Source organism: Streptomyces sp. NPDC002602, assembly GCF_042889445.1.
Lineage (GTDB): Bacteria > Actinomycetota > Actinomycetes > Streptomycetales > Streptomycetaceae > Streptomyces.
Genome location: NZ_JBIAQX010000003.1, coordinates 396,490 through 416,443, shown reverse-complemented (window position 1 = coordinate 416,443; position 19,954 = coordinate 396,490). Strand labels below are relative to the sequence as shown.

Annotated in this window: 19 protein-coding genes; 8 read left to right on the top strand and 11 right to left on the bottom strand. The window is 71.6% G+C overall.

Annotated elements, in window-relative coordinates:
- Positions 1 to 144: 144 nt before the first annotated feature.
- Positions 145 to 888 (bottom strand): hemolysin III family protein, encoded by a 744-nt coding sequence (locus ACFYW3_RS11205; RefSeq protein ID WP_389386125.1) that lies wholly within the window; start codon positions 886 to 888, stop codon positions 145 to 147.
- 218 nt (positions 889 to 1,106) lie between these two features.
- On the opposite strand from ACFYW3_RS11205, the gene ACFYW3_RS11200 reads away from it, so the two are divergent.
- Together ACFYW3_RS11200 and ACFYW3_RS11195 are read left to right on the top strand one after the other, a co-directional pair.
- Positions 1,107 to 2,939, top strand: a complete 1,833-nt coding sequence (locus ACFYW3_RS11200; protein ID WP_053682158.1) for a phosphoenolpyruvate carboxykinase (GTP) — start codon at positions 1,107 to 1,109, stop codon at positions 2,937 to 2,939.
- 299 nt (positions 2,940 to 3,238) lie between these two features.
- Positions 3,239 to 3,685: a hypothetical protein gene (locus ACFYW3_RS11195; RefSeq protein ID WP_351753676.1), complete on the top strand. Its 447-nt coding sequence runs from the start codon at positions 3,239 to 3,241 to the stop codon at positions 3,683 to 3,685.
- A gap of 176 nt (positions 3,686 to 3,861) precedes the next feature.
- Here the strand turns inward: ACFYW3_RS11195 and ACFYW3_RS11190 are convergent, their stop codons facing one another.
- From ACFYW3_RS11190 to ACFYW3_RS11155, 8 genes are all read right to left on the bottom strand, one after another.
- A complete protein-coding gene (locus tag ACFYW3_RS11190) occupies positions 3,862 to 4,260 on the bottom strand; it encodes a hypothetical protein (protein ID WP_389386124.1) in 399 nt (132 codons plus the stop codon).
- Positions 4,261 to 4,362: 102 nt separating this feature from the next.
- On the bottom strand, positions 4,363 to 5,574 hold the full coding sequence (locus tag ACFYW3_RS11185) for a pyridoxal phosphate-dependent aminotransferase (protein ID WP_389386123.1): 1,212 nt from the start codon (positions 5,572 to 5,574) through the stop codon (positions 4,363 to 4,365).
- A 189-nt stretch (positions 5,575 to 5,763) separates the two neighbouring features.
- Entirely contained in the window at positions 5,764 to 6,372 is a 609-nt protein-coding gene (locus ACFYW3_RS11180) for a dihydrofolate reductase family protein (RefSeq protein WP_389386122.1), read from the bottom strand.
- Positions 6,369 to 6,953 carry a TetR/AcrR family transcriptional regulator gene (locus ACFYW3_RS11175; RefSeq protein WP_389386121.1) on the bottom strand — a complete coding sequence of 195 codons (585 nt, stop codon included), beginning with the start codon at positions 6,951 to 6,953 and terminating at the stop codon, positions 6,369 to 6,371. The genes ACFYW3_RS11180 and ACFYW3_RS11175 overlap by 4 nt, the downstream gene beginning before the upstream one ends.
- A gap of 207 nt (positions 6,954 to 7,160) precedes the next feature.
- Positions 7,161 to 7,346, bottom strand: a complete 186-nt coding sequence (locus ACFYW3_RS11170) for a hypothetical protein (protein ID WP_351753685.1) — start codon at positions 7,344 to 7,346, stop codon at positions 7,161 to 7,163.
- 166 nt (positions 7,347 to 7,512) lie between these two features.
- Complete coding sequence (locus ACFYW3_RS11165) at positions 7,513 to 8,523, bottom strand: YdcF family protein (protein WP_389386120.1); 1,011 nt, start codon at positions 8,521 to 8,523, stop codon at positions 7,513 to 7,515.
- A 31-nt stretch (positions 8,524 to 8,554) separates the two neighbouring features.
- Positions 8,555 to 10,120, bottom strand: coding sequence for an amidohydrolase family protein (locus tag ACFYW3_RS11160; RefSeq protein WP_389386119.1), 1,566 nt, complete (start codon positions 10,118 to 10,120; stop codon positions 8,555 to 8,557).
- A 2-nt stretch (positions 10,121 to 10,122) separates the two neighbouring features.
- On the bottom strand, positions 10,123 to 11,403 hold the full coding sequence (locus ACFYW3_RS11155) for an amino acid deaminase (protein ID WP_351753692.1): 1,281 nt from the start codon (positions 11,401 to 11,403) through the stop codon (positions 10,123 to 10,125).
- A 162-nt stretch (positions 11,404 to 11,565) separates the two neighbouring features.
- Here ACFYW3_RS11155 and ACFYW3_RS11150 point away from each other — a divergent pair, with 162 nt between their 5' ends.
- Both ACFYW3_RS11150 and ACFYW3_RS11145 read left to right on the top strand, forming a co-directional pair.
- Complete coding sequence (locus ACFYW3_RS11150; RefSeq protein WP_389386118.1) at positions 11,566 to 12,408, top strand: IclR family transcriptional regulator; 843 nt, start codon at positions 11,566 to 11,568, stop codon at positions 12,406 to 12,408.
- Positions 12,405 to 12,815, top strand: a complete 411-nt coding sequence (locus ACFYW3_RS11145; RefSeq protein ID WP_351384041.1) for a RidA family protein — start codon at positions 12,405 to 12,407, stop codon at positions 12,813 to 12,815. Before ACFYW3_RS11150 ends, ACFYW3_RS11145 begins: the two co-directional genes overlap by 4 nt.
- Before the next feature lie 136 nt (positions 12,816 to 12,951).
- Here ACFYW3_RS11145 and ACFYW3_RS11140 read toward each other — a convergent pair whose 3' ends face one another.
- Positions 12,952 to 14,292: a M14 family metallopeptidase gene (locus ACFYW3_RS11140; protein WP_351753698.1), complete on the bottom strand. Its 1,341-nt coding sequence runs from the start codon at positions 14,290 to 14,292 to the stop codon at positions 12,952 to 12,954.
- Positions 14,293 to 14,421: 129 nt separating this feature from the next.
- A complete protein-coding gene (locus tag ACFYW3_RS11135; protein WP_351753700.1) occupies positions 14,422 to 16,113 on the bottom strand; it encodes a glycoside hydrolase family 18 protein in 1,692 nt (563 codons plus the stop codon).
- 359 nt (positions 16,114 to 16,472) lie between these two features.
- On the opposite strand from ACFYW3_RS11135, the gene ACFYW3_RS11130 reads away from it, so the two are divergent.
- From ACFYW3_RS11130 to ACFYW3_RS11115, 4 genes are all read left to right on the top strand, one after another.
- Positions 16,473 to 17,366 carry a hypothetical protein gene (locus ACFYW3_RS11130; protein WP_351753703.1) on the top strand — a complete coding sequence of 298 codons (894 nt, stop codon included), beginning with the start codon at positions 16,473 to 16,475 and terminating at the stop codon, positions 17,364 to 17,366.
- 43 nt (positions 17,367 to 17,409) lie between these two features.
- Positions 17,410 to 18,111 (top strand): Flp pilus assembly protein CpaB, encoded by a 702-nt coding sequence (gene cpaB / locus ACFYW3_RS11125; RefSeq protein ID WP_351753706.1) that lies wholly within the window; start codon positions 17,410 to 17,412, stop codon positions 18,109 to 18,111.
- A gap of 7 nt (positions 18,112 to 18,118) precedes the next feature.
- Entirely contained in the window at positions 18,119 to 19,399 is a 1,281-nt protein-coding gene (locus ACFYW3_RS11120) for a P-loop NTPase (RefSeq protein ID WP_351753708.1), read from the top strand.
- A gap of 135 nt (positions 19,400 to 19,534) precedes the next feature.
- On the top strand, positions 19,535 to 19,864 hold the full coding sequence (locus ACFYW3_RS11115) for a TadE family protein (RefSeq protein ID WP_351753711.1): 330 nt from the start codon (positions 19,535 to 19,537) through the stop codon (positions 19,862 to 19,864).
- Positions 19,865 to 19,954 lie beyond the last annotated feature (90 nt).

Genomic DNA, 19,954 nt, shown 5'->3' with positions numbered 1-19,954 from the left:
GGGGCGGGTGGGGCGCCGGGGGCCCCCGCCGGGGGGGGGGGCCGCGGGCCGCCCCGGGGCGCCCCCCCCGGGGGGGCCCCCCCGGGGGGGGGGGGGGGGGGGGGGGGGGCCCCCCCCCCCCCCCCCCCACCGCCCGGAGCGACGTCAGTGCTGGTAGGCGGCGAGGGAGATGCCCACGTAGTGGGCGACGAAGGCCGCGAGCGTCAGCGAGTGGAACACCTCGTGGAACCCGAAGAAGCGGGGGGAGGGGTTGGGGCGCTTCATGCCGTAGATGACGCCTCCCACGCTGTAGAGCAGCCCGCCGACGATCACCAGCACGAGGACGGCGATGCCGCCGGTCCGCATGAAGTCGGGGAGGAAGAAGACGGCCGCCCACCCCATGGCGATGTAGCAGGGCGTGTACAGCCAGCGCGGGGCGCCGACCCAGAACACGCGGAAGGCGATGCCGGCGCCGGCGGCGATCCACACCGCCCACAGCAGGGTCCGCCCCGTGGAGGGCGGGAGCAGCAGGACGGTCAGCGGGGTGTAGGTGCCCGCGATGATCAGGAAGATGTTGGCGTGGTCGAGCCGCCGCAGGATCGCCTCCCCGCGGGGGCCCCACGTGCCGCGGTGGTAGACCGCGCTGACGCCGAACAGCAGGCAGGCCGTGAGGATGTAGACCCCGCAGGCGACGCGCGCCTCGGTCGAGTCGGTGAAGGCCATCAGCACCAGGCCGGCGACGATCACGGCGGGGAACATTCCCAGGTGGAGCCAGCCGCGCAGGAGCGGCTTGTGTTCCAGGGCGGACTCGACGGCCTCGACGGCCTCGACGGCCTCGACGACCGGGTGGGCCGGATCGGCCGGGGCGGCGGCCTCGGATGCCGGAGCGGCGGCGGCGTCAGAAGTCATGGCCACATGCTACCTACGGGTCCGTAGGTTTCCGGCAGTGCTCTTTACGGAAGATTGACGCGAGTGGCGATGCTCACGTGAGAAGCCCCCTGGACATATGCGCACATGCACCGGATGATCAGATGAGTGCGGTCGGCACCGGATGAGCGGAGCGCGAAGCGTCCGGGTCGCAGCCCCCACGGGGCAAACACCAACAAACCCCTCAACAAGGAGCGATCGTGGCGCGCGACAACGCGGCTCCCACTTCCAACCCGACGCAGCACAAGGCGTTGACCTCCTGGGTCGACGAGATCGCCGCCCTGACCGAGCCGGACCGGATCGTCTGGTGTGACGGATCCGAGGCCGAGTACGAGCGCCTGTGCGAGGAGCTCGTCGCCCAGGGCACGTTCAAGAAGCTCGACCCGGCCAAGCGCCCGAACTCGTACTACGCCGCCTCCGACCCCTCCGACGTCGCGCGCGTCGAGGACCGGACCTTCATCTGCTCCGAGAAGGAGGAGGACGCGGGCCCGACCAACCACTGGAAGGCCCCGGCCGAGATGAAGGCCCTCTTCACCGGCACGGACGGTGGGCAGGGCATCTTCCGCGGCTCCATGAAGGGCCGGACGATGTACGTCGTCCCGTTCTGCATGGGCCCCCTCGGCTCCGAACTCTCCGCGATCGGCGTCGAGATCACCGACTCCGCCTACGTCGCGGTCGCCATGCGCACCATGACCCGCATGGGGCAGCCCGTCCTCGACGAGCTCGGCACCGACGGGTTCTTCGTCAAGGCCGTCCACACCCTCGGCGCTCCGCTCGCCGAGGGCCAGGCCGACGTGCCGTGGCCCTGCAACACCACCAAGTACATCTCGCACTTCCCCGAGACCCGCGAGATCTGGTCCTACGGCTCGGGCTACGGCGGCAACGCCCTGCTCGGCAAGAAGTGCTACGCCCTGCGCATCGCGTCCGTCATGGCCCGCGACGAGGGCTGGCTGGCCGAGCACATGCTGATCCTCAAGCTCACCCCGCCGCAGGGCGAGGCCAAGTACATCGCCGCCGCCTTCCCGTCCGCCTGCGGCAAGACGAACCTCGCCATGCTGGAGCCCACGATCCCCGGCTGGACCGTCGAGACCGTCGGCGACGACATCGCCTGGATGCGCTTCGGCGAGGACGGTCGCCTGTACGCGATCAACCCCGAGGCCGGCTTCTTCGGCGTCGCGCCCGGCACCGGCGAGCACACCAACGCCAACGCCATGAAGACGATGTACGCCAACACCGTCTTCACCAACGTCGCGCTCACCGACGACGGTGACGTCTGGTGGGAGGGCATGACCGAGACGTCGCCCGCCCACCTGATCGACTGGAAGGGCAACGACTGGACCCCGGACAGCGAGACCCCGGCGGCCCACCCCAACGCCCGGTTCGCCGTCCCGGCCTCCCAGTGCCCGACGATCGCCCCCGAGTGGGAGGACCCCAAGGGCGTCCCGATCTCCGCGATCCTCTTCGGTGGCCGCCGCGCCTCCGCCGTGCCGCTGGTCACCGAGTCCTTCGACTGGAACCACGGCGTCTTCATCGGCTCGAACATCGCCTCCGAGAAGACCGCCGCCGCCGAGGGCAAGGTCGGCGAGCTGCGCCGCGACCCCTTCGCCATGCTGCCGTTCTGCGGCTACAACATGGGTGACTACATGGGCCACTGGGTCGATGTGGCCAAGGGCAAGGACCAGGCCAAGCTCCCGAAGATCTACTACGTGAACTGGTTCCGCAAGAACGACGCGGGCAAGTTCGTGTGGCCGGGCTTCGGTGAGAACAGCCGTGTCCTGAAGTGGATCGTCGAGCGCCTCGACGGCACCGCCGAGGGCGTCGAGACCCCGATCGGCGTCCTGCCGACCGTGGCCTCCCTCGACACCGACGGTCTGGACCTGCCGGCCGCCGACCTGGACTTCCTCCTCACGGTGGACAAGGAGATCTGGCGCGACGAGGCCGCGCTGGTCCCCGAGCACCTGAACACCTACGGCGACCACACGCCGAAGGAACTGTGGGACCAGTACCACGCGCTCGTCGAGCGCCTGGGCTGACCCGCCCGCCCCATCCGGGGCCCGAGAACGTGGGAGCCCCCGACCAAGCGGTTCCCACCGCAGCACGTGACCATCGTCAGGAGCGTTCGCGCTCCCCGAGGTATGTCGTGTGCGTCTGCTGACGGCGGATCTCCGTTTCACGGAGGTCCGCCGTCACGCGTTTCGGCCCGTCGGGCCGGCGCGCCGATCCACCGCGTCGAGTGGACGGCCGGGGTCCGGGCGGTCCCGCTTCGAAATGCTGTGTGGGCCCGTGGGTGCTGGTGGGAGGGGCGGGCTGCCGGGAGGATCGTGCCATGGGCGTGAGCGCGTTGAAGTGGCAGGGCTGGCTGGTCGGTCTGGTGGTGCTGGCCGGGCTGCTGGTGTTCGCCCCGCTGGGCCTGTACGTGTGGGCCAGCGGCGAGGGATCGGGTGCGCCGCCGGAGGTCCCGCCGGGGGCGGCGGCGGACGACGTACGGGTCACCTCGTGCCGCGTCGATCCGGTCGGCCGCAGGGTGGTGGCCGGGGTCGACGTGACGGGCCGGGTCCCGGGCGTGAGCGCGTACCTGGTCACGGTGGAGTTCCGCGAGAGCGCCGAGCCCGAGCCGGGCGGTCGCGCGGCCCAGGCGCTGGCCCGGATCCCCGGGGTGGCGCGGGGGGCGACGGAACACGCCGAGGTGGTGGGTCCGGTGTGGCCGGCCGCGAAGGTGCCGTGGTGCGGGGTGGCGGGGGCGGAGTTCGGCCCGACGCCCTCGGCGAGCACGCCGTGAGCCGCCCGTCCCGGGCCTCGGTGTCCCGACCCCGCCGCCCGTCCCGGGCCTCGGTGTCCCGACCCCGGTGTTCTGCTCCCGGCGTGGTCCTGACCCCGGCGTCCTGACCCCGGTGTTCTGATCGCGCGGGTACATGGCACCCGGTCCGGAGCCTCCGCGGCCCCGGACCGGGGCCGTCAGTGGGCGCCGGCCAGGTCCGCGTCGGCGGAGCGCAGGGCGGCGGCGTGCGCGTCCATCCGCTCGGCGGCGAGGATCGCGGCGGTGGTGTCGGCGCGGGACGCGGCGACGAGCAGGGCGCGGGCTGCGAGGTCGTGCGCCCGCTGGTGGAGCGCGGCGGTGCTCTCGGCCCGCGGCTGACGCAGTCGGGCGGGTCGGGCGCCGCGCAGCCGGGTGACCTGTTCGGCGATCCGGTCGCCGGCCTCGTCGAGCCCGAGGCCGTCGGTGACGGCGAGCAGCGCCGAGAGGTGCCCGGAGAGCTGGATGTCCAGCGCTTCGCCGCGGCTGCTGTGCGGGTAGTCGGTGCGGCCGCCGTCCATGTGATGGACGGCCGACTTGGTGCGGATCGGCTCGTACATGAGGAGGCCTCCTGCGTGGTCAGGAAGCCATCCTACATTGGATTGGTTCTAAAGTTGTGCTCGATCCGGTAGACCGGCCCGATCCGGCCGGCCGCCCTGCCCCTACGGCTGGCTGTAGCCGTCGAGGAAGGTGCCGATCCGCGTCACCGCGTCCGCCAGGTCCTTGGCGTTCGGCAGCGTCACGATGCGGAAGTGGTCGGGCTCCGGCCAGTTGAAGCCCGTACCGTGCACGACCATGATCTTCTCGGATCGCAGCAGGTCGAGGACCATCTGCCGGTCGTCCTTGATCTTGTAGACGGACGGGTCCAACCGCGGGAAGAGGTACAGGGCGCCCTTCGGCTTCACGCAGGTGATGCCGGGGATCTGCGTCAGCAGGTCGTACGCGGTGTCGCGCTGCTCCAGCAGTCGCCCGCCGGGCAGGACCAGGTCGACGATCGACTGCCGGCCGCCGAGGGCGGTGGCGACGGCGTGCTGCGAGGGCATGTTGGCGCACAGCCGCATGTTCGCCAGGATCGTCAGGCCCTCGATGTACGACGAGGCGTGCTGCTTGGGGCCGCAGACCGCCATCCAGCCGGCCCGGTAGCCGGCGACGCGGTAGTTCTTGGAGAGCCCGTTGAAGGTCAGGGTCAGCAGGTCCGGCGAGATCGCGGCCGTGTTCGTGTGCGTGGCGCCGTCGAACAGGATCCGGTCGTAGATCTCGTCCGAACAGACGACGAGGTTGTGGCGGCGCGCGATGTCCGTGAGGCCGCGCAGCATCTCGTCGTCGTAGACGGCGCCGGTGGGGTTGTTCGGGTTGATGATCACGAGTGCGCGGGTGCGGTCGGTGATCTTCCGCTCGATGTCCGCGAGGTCCGGCATCCAGTCGGCCTGCTCGTCACAGCGGTAGTGGACGGCGGTGCCGCCGGCCAGGCTGACCGAGGCGGTCCAGAGCGGGTAGTCCGGCGCGGGGACCAGTACCTCGTCGCCGTCGTCGAGCAACGCCTGCATCGACATCTGGATCAGCTCGGAGACGCCGTTGCCGAGGTAGACGTCCTCGACGTCCAGCTCGATGCCCTTGGTCTGGTAGTGCTGCACGACCGCGCGCCGCGCGGAGAGCAGCCCCTTCGCGTCCCCGTAACCGTGGGCGTTGCCCAGGTTGCGGAGCATGTCCTCAAGGATCTCCGGCGGGCAGTCGAAGCCGAAGGCCGCGGGGTTGCCGGTGTTGAGCTTGAGGATGCGATGACCTGCCGCTTCGAGCCGCATGGCCTCTTCGAGCACGGGCCCGCGGATCTCGTAGCAGACATTGGCGAGTTTCGTTGACTGGATCACCTGCATGACGGGAGCTTACGGGGCCCGCAGCGGACCCGCTTCGAATTGCGCACCACGAAGAGGGGGAGGATTTGCCCCATTACGCGCGATGCGTGGGTGGCGGCGCGGTCCGTCCTTGGAAACGCGGGTCAGGCGCAGGCCCCGCCCTGCGGAACGGGTGTGTGCGCAGGGGGGGTGACGATCGTGTTGCGCTCGTCACCTCGGGGGACGGGTCGGGGAGGCCCCGCCCGCGCGGGACGCCCGGTCCACCCGGTAGGTCGCCTGGGTGAAGCCCCCGCCGAGGGCCTTGGCCGAGTCGAGCGTCAGGTCCACGTCCGCGTGCAGGGGGCCGAAGAGCGGTATGCCCGAGCCCAGCAGGACCGGGGCCGTGGTGAGGGTGAGTTCGTCCAGGAGGCCCTCGCGCAGGAAGGTCTGGACGACGAGCCCGCCGTCCACGTAGACGTTCTTCGCGCCCTGTGCGGTCAGGGCGGCCAGCAGGTCGTCCAGGGTGCGGTAAACGGTGATGCGCGGGTCGTCCGCGGTCAGGGTGGTGCTGAGGACGGCCACGCGCTTGCCCTCGTACGGCCAGAAGCCGAAGGTCAGCACCTTCTCGTAGGTGTTGCGGCCCATGGCGAGGGTGTCGATGCCGGCCATGAACTCCTCGAAGCCCGAGTCCCCGGCCTCCTCGCCCCGGCTGGTGAGCCACTCGATGTCGCCGTCCGGGCGGGCGATGAAGCCGTCCAGGCTGACGCCGATGGTGACGGCGGTGCGGAAGGTGCGGGTGGTGCGGGTGTTGGCGTCGCTCACGTGGTCGGCGTTGCTCAAGACGGGTCCCCTCGCTGGGTTCGGTGTGGTTCCAGGGCCGCCGACAGGGCGACGCGTTGGCGCCCCGCCAACGTGCCCTCGTGGTCGACGGCCCACAGCAGCCCCGCCCCCGTGACGGCCGCCTGTACGGCCGCCGCGAGGGCGGTGGCATCGGTGTCCGGGCGCAGCTCGCCGGCGGCCGCGGCGCGGGTCAGCAGCGTGTGGCAGGCCTCGTGGTGGGCCCGCTGGGCGGCCAGGGCATGCCGACGGAACTCCGGGTCGGTCAGGTCGGTGCACAGGGCCGCCAGGTGGTTCGCGTACGCCTCCGGGCCGGCCATCGGGCTCCAGGCGGCGGCGATCAGCGCGTCCAAGGCGTCCAGGGGCGAGGCGTGTTCCCGTACCGCCCGCTCGCGCAGCTCCGCGACGTCGCGGACGCCGTACTCGGACAGGGCGAGCAGGAGTCCACGCTTGGATCCGAAGCGCTGGACGAGCGTGCCGGGCACCAGCCCGACCTCGCGCGCCACGGCGGCCAGTGTCAGCTTGGCCGGCCCCGTCCGTCCCATCACGTCGACGGCGGCGCGCAGGATCGTCGCGTCGTCCACACCCCTCGGTCGTCCTGCCATCGTTCGCTCGATTCATTAATGAATGACTGTTCATTCATTAATGCAGACGCAAGTGCCCGTGCGCAAGGGGGTGGGTGCGGAGCCCGTGCTGTGGCCACAGGGTCCGGACGTGCACTGACGCGGGCGCCGCCCGACGCGTCGCGAACGTGTCGGGACGGGTGGCGGCGCCCGGTCGGGAGGCGCGCGCTACGGGAGGTAGCGTTCCAGCGCCGCCGGACCCTCCTTTTCGATCATCTGACGCGCTTTTTCGAGCCGCTCCGGAGTCGGCTCCTGGCCGCGCGCCATCACAAGGTCCTCAGGGTCGAACGGACGCTCCGACCCGGTGTAGAGGTGGGCCGGTCGGCTGGGCCGCTGGTCCGATTCACTGTCCATCGCGTACCTCCTCCGATGCCCCCTGGCCCCCATCCTGCGGCGACATCCCCATGAACGCACGTCGGCCCGGTCGGGACCCCGAAACCGGCCGCCCCGGCACCCCGGACCAGGCCGTCTCTTTCGGATCTTGCCACGGGCTTGACCGGCAGGATCCGAAAGAGACGGCCTAGCCGGCCAGCAGCGTCAGCAGGACCCCGAAGCCGAACAGCGCGCCGCAGACCGTCAGGTTGACCCCCTTGTGCTCCACGAACACCGCGACGAACTCGCGGATCGTGGCGCTCGGCCAGAAGTACGCGGCCGTCGGGGAGCCCAGCACCTGGCCGTTGACGCCGACCTTGCGGGCCATCATGGCCGCGCGGAAGGCGTGGAAGTTGTTGGTGACCACCACACAGCGGTAGTCCGCCTTCCCCTCTTCCATGATGGTCCGGCTGAAGGTGAGGTTCTCCTCCGTCGTGCGGGAGCGGTCCTCCAGGACGACGTGGTCCGCCGGCACGCCCTCCGCGATCAGCCAGTCGGCCATCGCCCGGGCCTCCGCGACCTTCTCGTTCGAGCCCTTGCCGCCCGAGGGCAGCAGCAGCGGGGCCGTGCCGCCCCGGGCGCACTGGGCCACGTAGATCCGCATGCCCTTGCGCAGCCGGGAGGCCAGCAACGGGGGGACCCGGTCGCCGCAGATCAGGCCGGAGCCGAGCATCACCACGTAGTCGACGTCGCCGCGCACCCGGATCCGCCCGTAGAGGTAGGCGTAGGCGAGGAAGCAGACGAAGAGGAACGAGACGTAGACCGCGATCATGATGACCATGGCGGTCATCCCGGCCACCTTGGTCGAGCCGCTCGCCATCGCGACGACCGCCAGCGCGAGCACCGCGAAGATCGCCAGACCGGCCAGCAGGGACAGCAGGTTGCCCGGGCTGCGGCCTTCCTTGCGGACCATGGTCACCCCGTTGGCGACGAGGAAGCATGCCAGTGCGACGACCCCGATGGTCGGCACCAGGAACACCGCGACCGCGACGATCCTGGCGAGCGTGTCGGGGAGGTGCGTGAGTTGGAAGAGCAGGGCCATCGCCAGGCTGATGAAGGTGAGGCCCAGGAGGACCGCGTTGCGAAATCGCCGCCGGTCCTCCCGCACACTCGCACAGAAGAAGACAAAGAAGAGGGCTGCGGGGGCAAAGGCGAGCATGCCGCACATCGTATGCGGCTCAATTGAACCGTCAGCGGCCGGAATACGGCGTCCGTCGTACCGAGCGCCCGGCCAGGACGTCGGTCCTGCGACCGTCCCGCATCACGAAACGCCCGTCGATCAGGACGTGCGGGATTCCCGTCGGCAGCACCCGCGGACGCGCGTACGTGGCCCCGGCCGCGACCGTGTCCGGATCGAAGAGGACCAGGTCCGCCCGGTACCCGACCCGCACCAGCCCCCGGTCGGGCAGCCGCAGCCGGGCCGCCGGCCGGCCCGCGAGATGCGCCACGCACTCCTCCAGGGTGAGCACCCCCAGCTCGCGCACGTAGTGCCCCAGGTAGTGCGGGAAGGTGCCGTACGCCCGGGGGTGCGGCTTCGCGCCGCGCAGGATGCCGTCCGAGCCGCCGGTGTGGGCGGGGTGCCGCATGATCGCGCGGACGTTCCCCTCGTGCCCCACGTGCTGAAGGATCGTCGGCCGCAGCCGGTCCCCCAGCAACAGCCGCCGGGCCGCGTCCCAACCGGTCAGGCGCGTGCCGACGTACGCGTCGAAGGCCGGATCGCCGACACCCGAGATCTCGATCGTCGACCAGTCCACCGGCACCCCGTGGCAGCCGTCCGCGCCCTCCACCTCCAGCGCGTACCGGATCCGCTCGGCCTCGGCGTCGTCCGCGAGCCGGGCGAGGACCGCCTCGGGGCCGCCCGCGTTGGCCCGACTCGGGAGCAGGGCGACGAGGGTCGTACAGCCGGCGGTGTACGGGTAACTGTCGAGGGTGATGTCGCAGCCGTCGGCCAGCGCCGCGTCGAGGAGGTCCAGCAGCTCCCCGGCCCGGCCCTCGTTCTCGTCGAAGTTCATGGTGGCGTGCGCGAGGTGCAGGGCGCAGCCGGCCCCGCGGGCCAACTCGACCATCTCGGCGTATGCGGCGAGCGCCCCGCGCCCGTACGAGCGGTGGTGCGGGCAGTAGTAGCCGCCGTACGAGGCCACCACCGCGCACAGCTCGGCCAGTTCGGCGCCGGACGCGTACATGCCGGGGGTGTAGGTCAGCCCGGAGGACATCCCGACGGCGCCCTGCGCGAGGCCCTCGGCGACGAGCGCGCGCATCCGGTCGCGCTCGGCGGGGGTCGCGGGACGGTCGTCCCAGCCGAGCACCGTCGCGCGCACGGTGCCCTGGGGCACGAGGTAGGCGGCGTTGACCGCGACGCCCCGGTCGAGGCGGTCCAGGTAGCCGCCGACGTCGCGCCAGTCGAAGTCGACGTCGTCGCCCGGGCCGTTCCATCCGGCGATGGCCGCCCGGACCTCGGCGCGGGTGCGGTCGTCGACGGGCGCGTAGGACAGGCCGTCCTGGCCGAGCACCTCCAGGGTCACGCCCTGGGCGACCTTCGCGCCGTGGTCCGGGTCGCGCAGCAGCGCGAGGTCGCTGTGGGCGTGCATGTCGACGAACCCGGGGGCGAGGGCCAGTCCGTGCGCGTCGAGGGTCTCGCGGCCGGTGCCGAGCCTCCCGATCGCGGCGACGCGGCCCTCGTGCACGCCCACGTCCGCGCGGTACGAGGGCCCGCCCGTGCCGTCGACGACGCGGGCCCCCCGGACGACGAGGTCCACGGCTAGAAGAAGGTGCGCACGTAGTCGGTGACGGTGCCGTCGGCCTCCACGACCGGGATCAACGGCCACTTCTCGAAGATGGTGCACGGGTGCGACATGCCGAGCGCCACCCAGTCGCCGACCCGGACGTCCTCGGCGGAGTCCGTCTCCAACCAGGCGTGCTGGTCGGACAGTTTGACGACCCGGACGCCGGTGGCCGGGCGCTCGGTCCCGTCGAGGGCGTCGCGCACCAGCTCCGCATCGGGCAGCCCGAGGTCGTAGGCGACATCGCGCTTGCCCGCGTTGACGAAGGCCTGGGTGGGGGAGGGCCGGGAGACCACCTGGGCCCACAGACGGAACGCCGGCCGCAGCCCGCCCTCCTCCGGGACCCGGTTGAAGGGGGTGAGACGGGTGTACCAGCCGTGGTCGTGCGAGACGTACGCGCCGGAGCGCAGCAGCTTCAGGACGGGCCGCGACAGCTCCGGGATCGCGGCGAAGACGTCCGCGACGGCGTCGAACCAGGCGGAGCCGCCGGCGCTGACGACGATCTCCTCGACGTCCGGGGCGAACCGGCCCGCCTTGTCGAACTCGACCGCGAGGCCGGTGAGCCGGCGCAGGTAGGCGTGGACGCGGTCGGGGTCGGCGTCCGGGACCTCCGCCTCGTAGCCGGCGACACCGACGAGGCGCAGCGTGTCGGTCTGCGCGACGGCGTCCGCGACGGCGCGGCAGTCCTCGTCGGTGCGGGCGCCGGTACGGGCCCCCTCGCCGGCGCCGAGCTCCACGACCACGTCGACGACGGCCGGCCGGCCGCGCAGGGCGCGGTCCATCAACTGGACGCCGCGCACGGAGTCGACGTAGCAGACGAACCGGAAGTCGGAGTCGGCGGCGAGTTCGTCGGCCACCCAGGCCAGGGCCGCGGGGTCGACGAGCTCGTTGGCGAGGAAGATCCGCCCGATGCCGAAGGCGCGGTAGACACGGGCCTGGTGGGGCACGGCGGCGGTGATGCCCCACGCGCCGTGGTCCAACTGGCGTTGGAACAACTGGGGGGCCATGCAGGTCTTGCCGTGCGGGGCGAAGGCCAGGTGGTGGCGCTCGGCGTAGGTCTCCAGCGCCGCCAGGTTGTGGGCGAGGGCATCCGCGTCGAGCGTGAGGACGGGGGTGGTGAACCCGCCGGTGTGCAGGTTCCGGCGTTCGGCCGCGAGCTGCCCGACGGTGAGGGAGGCGCGTTCGGCGTCCGGGGGGAGACCCTTGAACCGGTGGTCGACCGGCTCGTCGGCCAGACGTCGGACTGCTTCGCTGCCCATGCGGAATCCTCTCGCGTTGCGTGTGACGCAACGTGCGTTGCGGGTGGTGCCTGTCGCTGTCTAACATCCCGGATGACGACGGGTCAACGGTGTCGGTTCCGTTCCCCTTCCGTTCCCCGCCGCGGGAGCCCGCGACGGCGGCCCGCTGCGAGAGGACACGGCGTGAGCCAATCGGTGGAGCGGGCCCTGCGGATCCTCCCCGCGCTGGCCCGGGGCCCCGCCGGCCTCGGCGAGGTCGCCGAGGACCTCGGCGTGCACAAGAGCACCGCCCTGCGACTGCTGCGCACGCTCCACGAACAGGGCTTCGTCTACCGGCAGCAGGACGGCCGCTACCGCCTCGGCGCCCGCATCTTCGCGCTCGCCGCCGAGGCCATCGAGAACCTCGACATCCGCGGGATCGCCCACCCGCACCTGGTCGAGCTGAACCGGCTCACCGGCCACACCGTGCACCTCGCCCTCCACCAGGACGACGAGGTCGTGTACGTCGACAAGGTCGACAGCCGCTACCCGGTGCGCATGTACTCCCGCATCGGCAGGCCCGTCCCGCTCACCGTCGCCGCCGTCGCCAAGCTCCTCCTCGCCGACCTGCCCGAGGCCGAACGGCGGGCGCTGGCCGGCCGGATCGAGTACCCGGCCTACACCGCCCGCTCCACCCCGGACGCGCAGGCCTTCCTGCGCGAACTGGACCTCGTGCGGGAGCAGGGCTGGGCCACCGACTTCGGCGGTCACGAGGAGTCCGTCAACTGCGTCGGCGCGCCCGTGCGCGGGCCGGACGGGCGGGTCGTCGCCGCCATGTCGCTCTCCGCCCCCACCGTGGTGGTCGGCGCCGACGCGCTGCTCGAACTGCTGCCCCTGGTGCGCCGCGGCGCCGACGCGATCAGCCGGGAGTACTCGGGCGCCGCCCGGGACCCGGACCCGGACGCCGACCGGGACCCGGACCCGGACGCCGACCGGGGCCCGGCACAGGAACCCGTACAGGACCCCGCACAGGAGGACACGCAGTGACCGACAAGATCGCCATCACCCCCGACACCCACACGACCCCGCCCGCGAGGTTCTCGCACGGCGTGCGCAAGGGGAACCTGCTCCAGGTCGCCGGCCAGGTCGGCTTCCTCCCGCACGTCGAGGGACAGCCACCGACCCCCGCCGGGCCCACCCTGCGGGCCCAGACCCTCCAGACGCTGGAGAACGTCCGTTCCGTGCTGGAGGCCGGCGGCGCGACCTGGGACGACGTGATGATGATCCGCGTCTACCTGACCGACACGGACCACTTCGGCGAGATGAACGCGCTCTACAACGCCTACTTCGAGGAGCAGGGTCTGAAGCAGGCCCCGGCCGCCCGCACCACCGTGTACGTGGGCCTGCCCGCCGGGCTGCTGATCGAGATCGACGCGCTGGCCGTCCTCGGCTGACGTCGGGCCGCCGGAGGGCCGAGGGGCGCCGACCACCGACGCGCGGGGCCGCCGCGCCGGAGGGGCGCGGGAGGGGCGCGGGAGGGGCGCCCCCCTGGCGGTGGGGCGCCCCCGTCGGGGTGGACCGGCGCTCACGTCACTGCGTGCAGTACTGCGCTTCCTTGCCGATCGAGCGGTACATGCAGTCCGCGTTCTCCAGGAGTTGGAGCACGGCGTCCTTGTTGCGCGCCGTCTCGCGGTCGATCACCTCGTCGGGCGGGTAGAAGCCGCCGCCGCCCCCGAACTCGGACGGGTACATCTCGAAGGTGTAGGAGAAGATCCGCTGGTTGCCCCACAGCCAGTCGTCGATCGTCCCGTCGGTGATGTACAGGTCGCTCGACTGCTCCGGCGTGTAGCCGTTGCTGTTGGCCATGCTCGTGCCGATCTTCTTGTACACCGCCAGGTCGTCCGCGTTCAGGCCGGGCGCGGTGTCGTTGTACGTCCACCCGAACGGCCACAGCACGAGCTCGCTGTAGGTGTGGAAGTCGATGGCGGCCTTGATCTGTTGCTTGCCGCCCACGATCCGGCTGCGGACGAAGTCGGAGACCACCTTGACCTCGGGCGCGGAGGACGCCGCGGCCCCGCGGTAGGTCTCGGAGCTCTTGCTGCCGCTGGAACCGCCGCAGCAGCCCCACTTGTAGTCCCAGTTGCGGTTCAGGTCGGTGCCCACGTACGAGGAGCCGGAGTTCGGCTGCCGGTTCTTGCGCCAGGAGCGGTAGGAGCCGGTGGCGATGTCGTACTCGCCGCCGTCCGGGTTGAGGTCGGGGATGATCCAGATCTCGCGGCCGTTGACGGCGTTGGTGACCCGGGAGTCGGTGCCGTACTTGGAGCCGAACTCCTTGAGCAGGTACAGGGCCATCTCGACCGTGAGGTGCTCACGGGCGTGCTGGTGGTGGGTGAAGAGCACCTCGGGTTCGGCCTCGTCGGTCGCGACGTTGTCACTGATCTTGATCGCGATCAGGTCCCGGCCCTGGTACGACTTCCCGATGACCCTCTTGCTCATGATCCCGGGGTACTGGGCGATGCGCTGGTCGATCTCCGCGTTCGCCTCGGCGTAGTTGTGGTACTTCGAGTCGGCGGACGGGAAGTCCATCGGGCTCGCCGCGACGCCGCGCTCGGAGCGGTCGGGCGGACCGGGCAGCGCCGTGAGCCGGTAGCCGAGCGCGCGCAGGCTCTTGGCCTGCATGGGGTCGGCGCTGACGACCACCGAGCGGGCGTCCACCTCGTCGATGGAGACGCCCGTGCGGAGCAGGGCGGTGCGCTCGACGGCCGTGGACGGCCCCTGGATCTCGTACTGGACGATCGCCTCGTCCTGGGTCGCGGTCGACGGGGTGGGTGGGGTGGACGCCGTCGCGCTCAGGCCGTAGGCGGGTGCGCCGAGGGCGAGCGCCAACAGGGCCGCCGTGACGGCGGCCCTTCGGCGGGTGTGGAGCCGCATGCGTTCTCCTGGGTGGGGAGGTGGGGGTGCCGTGCGGACGCGCACAGCGTGCTCTCATGGCATGTCCGGGTCAAGAATTCGAAACCGGCCAATGTGACCGCGGTCCACGGCCACCCCCACCCCTACCGCCTACGGCAGGCTGTGGACCTTCGGACCCACCGCGTTCGACCAGGTGCCACCCGCCTTGGCGTCCCAGTTGGTCGACCAGGTCATCGCGCCGCGCAGCCCCGGGTAGGTCTTCGACGGCTTGAACGAACCGCAGTTCGTGCCCCGGGCCAGGCAGTCCAGGGCGTTGTTCACGATGGTCGGGGAGACGTAGCCGCTGCCCGCGCCACTCGGGGACGCCGGCACGCCGATGCCCACCTGGGAGGGGTCGAGGCCGCCTTCGAGCTGGATGCAGGCCAGCGCGGTCAGGAAGTCCACCGAGCCCTGGGAGTAGACCTTGCCGTCACAGCCGTTCATCGCGCCGCTGTTGTAGTACTGCATGTTGACGACGGTCAGGATGTCCTTGACGTTCAGCGCCGTCTTGAAATAGCCGCCCTGCGTGGACTGCATGTCGATCGTCTGCGGAGCCATGGTGAGGACGAGCGAGGGGCCCGCCTTCGCCGACAGCGAGCGCAGCGCCTGCGTCATGTACGTCGGGTTGAGGCCGTTCTCCAGGTCGATGTCGATCCCGCTGAAGCCGTACTCCCGCATCAGCGCCCAGGCCGAGTCGGCGAGGTTGTTGGCGGACGCGGAGTCGTTGACCGAGATGGTGCCCTTCTCGCCGCCGATGGACAGGATGACCGACTTGCCGGCCGCCTTCTTCGCGGCGATGTCCGCCTTGAACTGCGGCACGGTGTAGCCGCCGAGGCCCGCCGAGTCGAGGTTGAAGGAGATGCCGCCGGGCGTGGTCGTGGCGTCGGCGAAAGAGACGGCGATGATGTCGTACTGCGCCGAGACGTCCGAGAGCTTCTGGACGGTCGCCCCGTTGTTGAAGTTCTGCCAGTAGCCGGTCAGGGCGTGCTTGGGGACGCCCGGGTTCGGGTTGCCGCCGCCGCCCGTGGTGGTGCCCGTCACCGCTGCGGACCGGGGCCCTTCGCCGGCCGCGTTGTACGCGCTCACCTGGAAGGAGTACGAGGTCGAGGCGGTCAGGCCCGAAATCTGGGCGGAGGCCGAGGACACCGTCTGGACGCGGACGCCGTCCTGGTGGACGTGGTAGCCGGTGGCGCCGGCCACCGCGTTCCACGAAAGAGTGAGGGCGTTCGCGCTCTGGCCGGAAACGGCGGCCCCGGCGGGGGCGCCCGGGACGCTCGGGCCAGGGTCGGTGCCGCCGCCCCCGTCCGGGCCGAAGACGCTGAACTCGTCGACGAGGAAGCCCGGCTGGCCGTACCAGCCGTGCGTGTAGACGGTCACCCGGGTGGTGCCCGGGCCGGTGGAGAAGGTGGTCGACAGCTTCTGCCAGCCGCCGCCCGAGCCGGGGGTCCAGGTGGACACGTCCTGGGTGCCGGTCCCGGTCGCGCCGAGGTACACGTACGAGCCCTGCACCTGCGTGCTCAGCGTGTACGTGGAATTCGGCTTGACCGTGACGGTCTGGCTGCACCGGGCGTTGTCCGAGCCCGCCGGGGTGGCCTTCAGGGCGCCCGCCCCGGCGAAGACGGGGGAGGACACGACGGCGCCGGTGCCGCCGGTGCACGACCAGTCGGACAGGCCGGACTCGAAGCCTCCGTTCCGGGCGACGTTGACGTCGGCGGCTTGCGCCGTACCGGCGGTGAGGGCCGTCAGGCCTCCGGCGGCGAGGGTGGCGGCGCCCAACAGGGCGAGGGAGCGTATGCGGTTCACGAAGGCTCCGGTGGGGGGAGAAGGGGATGTGGAAGGCGTGACAGGGGCAAGTGGGGGACCCCGCAGCCAAGTTGGTCCAGACCAATCCCGGTGTCAAGGGTCTTGGCAATGTGGCTTGAAATGACCTCTACGTCGCCCGTGTGCCGATCCCCGATGTCCGGATTTCTCGCCACCTGCGCCCTCTGCCCCCGGGCACAGGAATCCGCAAGGCCCTGCCCCGCCAGGGGGGACGCGGATATGGTGCTGAGGCAAGGGGGAGCTGCGCGGATCGTTTGCGGTCGCGCAGCCGTGCGCGTACGTGGGGACTGCGTGACGGGGGTGGAACGCCCGTGGCGTACAGGGTGAACGGGGGGATTCGCGTGCCGACCGCCATTGCTGTCACCAGTGTCGATCTGGTGCTGCCGGCCCCCGACCGCCACACCCCGACCGCCGCCGTCCTGCGCCCGCCCGACCAGGTCGACCTCGACGGAGCCCTCGCCGAGACCGCCGCGCTCCTGGAGCGCCACGGCCACCTCGTGGTCGTCGTGCCGCCCTGGCTGCCGCCCGCCACCATCCGCCGGCTGCACACCGTACGGGCCATTCTCGAAACCGACCGGATCGCGCTCCTCGACATCGATCTGCCGCCCCTGGGAACGGCCCTGCTGGTACGTCAGCTCCGCCAGCTCAGCGTCTGCGACTTCAGCCCCGGAGTCCTGGCCTCCGCGGCCCGCCTGCTGCCGCACTACATCTACGCGGGCGCCCTGCTCGGCAGCGTCGCCAAACTGGACCGGGTGCCGGTCGGCCTCAAGGCCCACGCCAGATCCTGGTCACCGAGCGCCCAGTTCGCCGTACTCGCCCACCCCACCCCGCACCTGGCCAGGCTGGGCGCCTCCGGATCCTCCGGCGCGCACAGCGCGGGCGGCGCCGCCGCGGGACTCCCCGCCGGCCCCGGCTTCGCGACGCACCTCACCTTCGCCCGCGGCCAACTCGCCTCCGACTGGGTGACGGCCGAACTGGCCCCCGCCTGGCAGGTGCAGGGCGTCATGGAGAACCCGCTGCCCGCCGACTCGCCCGTCTGGTGGGCCACGTCGAAGCTCGTCGAGTTCGCCGCCGCCATCCCGGACCTGTCCGTCCTGTACCAACTGGTCGCCTCCGTGCGCCGCGAGCAATGCCGATGGTGCGGCTTCGAACTCATCGGCGACCGCTGCGGCTTCTGCTCAGCCCCGCTGACGGCCCCACCGCCCACGGCCGCGACATCCCGATCCAGACCCTGACCACCGGCCCGAACGAACGAAGAACGGCGAGGTAGTACGGCCCATGAACTCACGCCAGCGCCGCGGCGTCATCCTGCTCCTCCTGTCGATCCTGTGCGCCCTCGCGGCGTTCGCCGGGGTGCTCGTGGTGATCGGCGACGTCAACTCCAAGGTCGGCGCCGAGGTCGTCGCCTACCGCGTGAAGGGCGACATCGCGCCGTACAGCGCGCTCACGGAAGGCCAGTTCGAGCAGGTCACGGTCCCCAAACGGTGGCTGTCCGAGACGGCCGTCACCGACCTCGACGGGCTCAGGAACAAGATCGCGCTCACCACGCTCAAGAAGGGTTCGCTGCTCCAGAGCGACATGTACGTCGACAAACCGCAGCTCCAGCCCGGTGAGCAGGAGATCGCCATCATGATCGACGCCGCCACGGGCGTGGCCGGCAAGATCACCTCCGGCGCCAAGGTCAACATCATCGCCACCTTCAAGGGCGTCAAGGAGACCGAACCCTCCCGATCGGTGATCATCGTCGCCAACGCCCGCGTCCTGGGCGTCGGCAAGCTCACCGCCCTCGACAAGGACAGCGACCGCAAGGGCCCCGCCGAGGCCGTCCCGATCACCTTCGCCCTGAACACCAAGGACACCCAGCGCGTCGCGTACGCCGAATCCTTCGCGGAACACGTCCGGCTGGCCCTGGTGGCCCCCGGCACCGATTCGGCGCCCGGCCCCGCCGACCGCACGTACACCCTCGACGGGGACAAGTGAGGCCCGGATGACCACCCGAATCCTCCCCGCGTCCGGCGACCCGGACGCCGCCCGCGCCATCTCCACCCTCCTCGGCCGGCTCCCGGACGCCGAGCCGGCCGCCCCGGTCCCCGATTCCACCGCGCTGCTCGACACCCTCGCCCGGCTGGCCGCCCAATCCCTCGACGACCTGCCCGAGGTGGTCCTGGTCCACGAGCGGATCGGCCCGCTGCCCGCGCTGGAACTCATCCGCGAAGTCGCCCTCCGGTTCCCCGCCGTGGGCGTGGTCCTGGTGTCCTCCGACGCCGCACCCGGGTTCTTCGCCGCCGCCATGGACTCCGGCGCGCGCGGCCTGATCGTGCTCCCCCTCGCCTACGAGGAACTCGCCGCGCGCGTCCAGGCCGCCGCCCAGTGGGCCGTCGGCGTACGCCGCCACCTGGGCCGCGGCCCGGACCTGCCCGCCGGACCCGGCGGCCGGGTGGTCACCGTCGCCGGCGCCAAGGGCGGGGTCGGCACCACCTTCACGGCCGTCCAGTTCGCCCTCGCCGCGGCCGCCTCCGGACGACGTACCGCCCTGGTCGACATGGACCTCCAGGGCGGGGACGTGGGCTCGTACCTCGACGTGCAGTTCCGCCGCTCCATCGCCGACCTCGCCGGGATCCAGGACATCTCGCCCCGGGTCCTCCAGGACGCGGTGTACGACGACCGGACCGGACTCGCGCTGCTGCTGGCCCCCGCCGACGGCGAACGCGGCGAGGAGGTCGACGAACGCGCCGCCCGACACGTCGTGACCGCCCTGCGCGGCCGCTACGAACTCGTCGTCATCGACTGCGGCACCCAGGTGACCGGCGCCAACGCGGCAGCGGTGGAAATGGCCGACATCGCCGTGCTCGTCACCACCCCGGACGTGGTCGCCGTCCGCGCGGCGAAGCGACTGGTCCGCATGTGGGAACGCCTCCAGGTCCGCAAGGCCGAGGACACCACCATGGTCGTCAACCGCTGGAGCAAGCACACCGAGATCCAACCCGCCCTCATCGAGAAGATCACCAAGACCCGCCCCACCCGCACCCCCGTCCCGGCCGCCTTCAAGGAACTCCAGGCGGTCGTCGACGCGGGCCGGGTCCAGGACCTCGACAACCGCTCCACCGTGAAACAGGCCCTGTGGACCCTGGCCGGCGAACTCGGCCTGCTCACCGCCCCCACCACCGCGGCGTCCGCCGACGGCGCCGTCCCGCCGCCGCGCTCCGCCGAACTGGCGGTCCGTCCGTCCGGGCCGCTGGCCCGGCTGCGGCGCGGCCGGGAGGGCTGACCGGTGCCCGCGCGGAGACGGGGACGGGGACGAGGACGGGTGTGCGGATCGGTGCGGGGACTGGCCCGGGGACGGGTGCGGGGACCTGTGCGGTCGTGGGGTCGGGTGCGGGGGCCCGGTCGGGACCGGGGGCAGGTGGCCGTCGAGTTCGTCGGAATGGTCCCGTTGATCCTGCTGCTCGTGGCGGCGGTGTGGGAGTGCGTGCTGATCGGGTACGCGTTCTCGCTGGCCGGCAACGCGGCGGACGAGGCGGCCCGGGTCGGGGCGGTACACGGGGACGCGGCATGCGTGACGGCGGCCGGCAAGTACATCGGGGGCGCCTGGAACATGAAGGCGGACTGCAAGGAGGCCGGCGACATCTACAAGGTCACCGTCGACCTCAACGTCCCCGTGTTCTTCCCAGGCCTCGACATCGGAGTCCCCATCACGGGCGAGGGCGGCTCCGCGCTGGAGAAGGAGGACTGACGTGAACCGGCACCCTGATCCGCATCCCGATCCGCACTGTGGCCACGGCCGTGACCCTGGCCGTGCCCCTGGTCGATTCCGTGGCCGTGA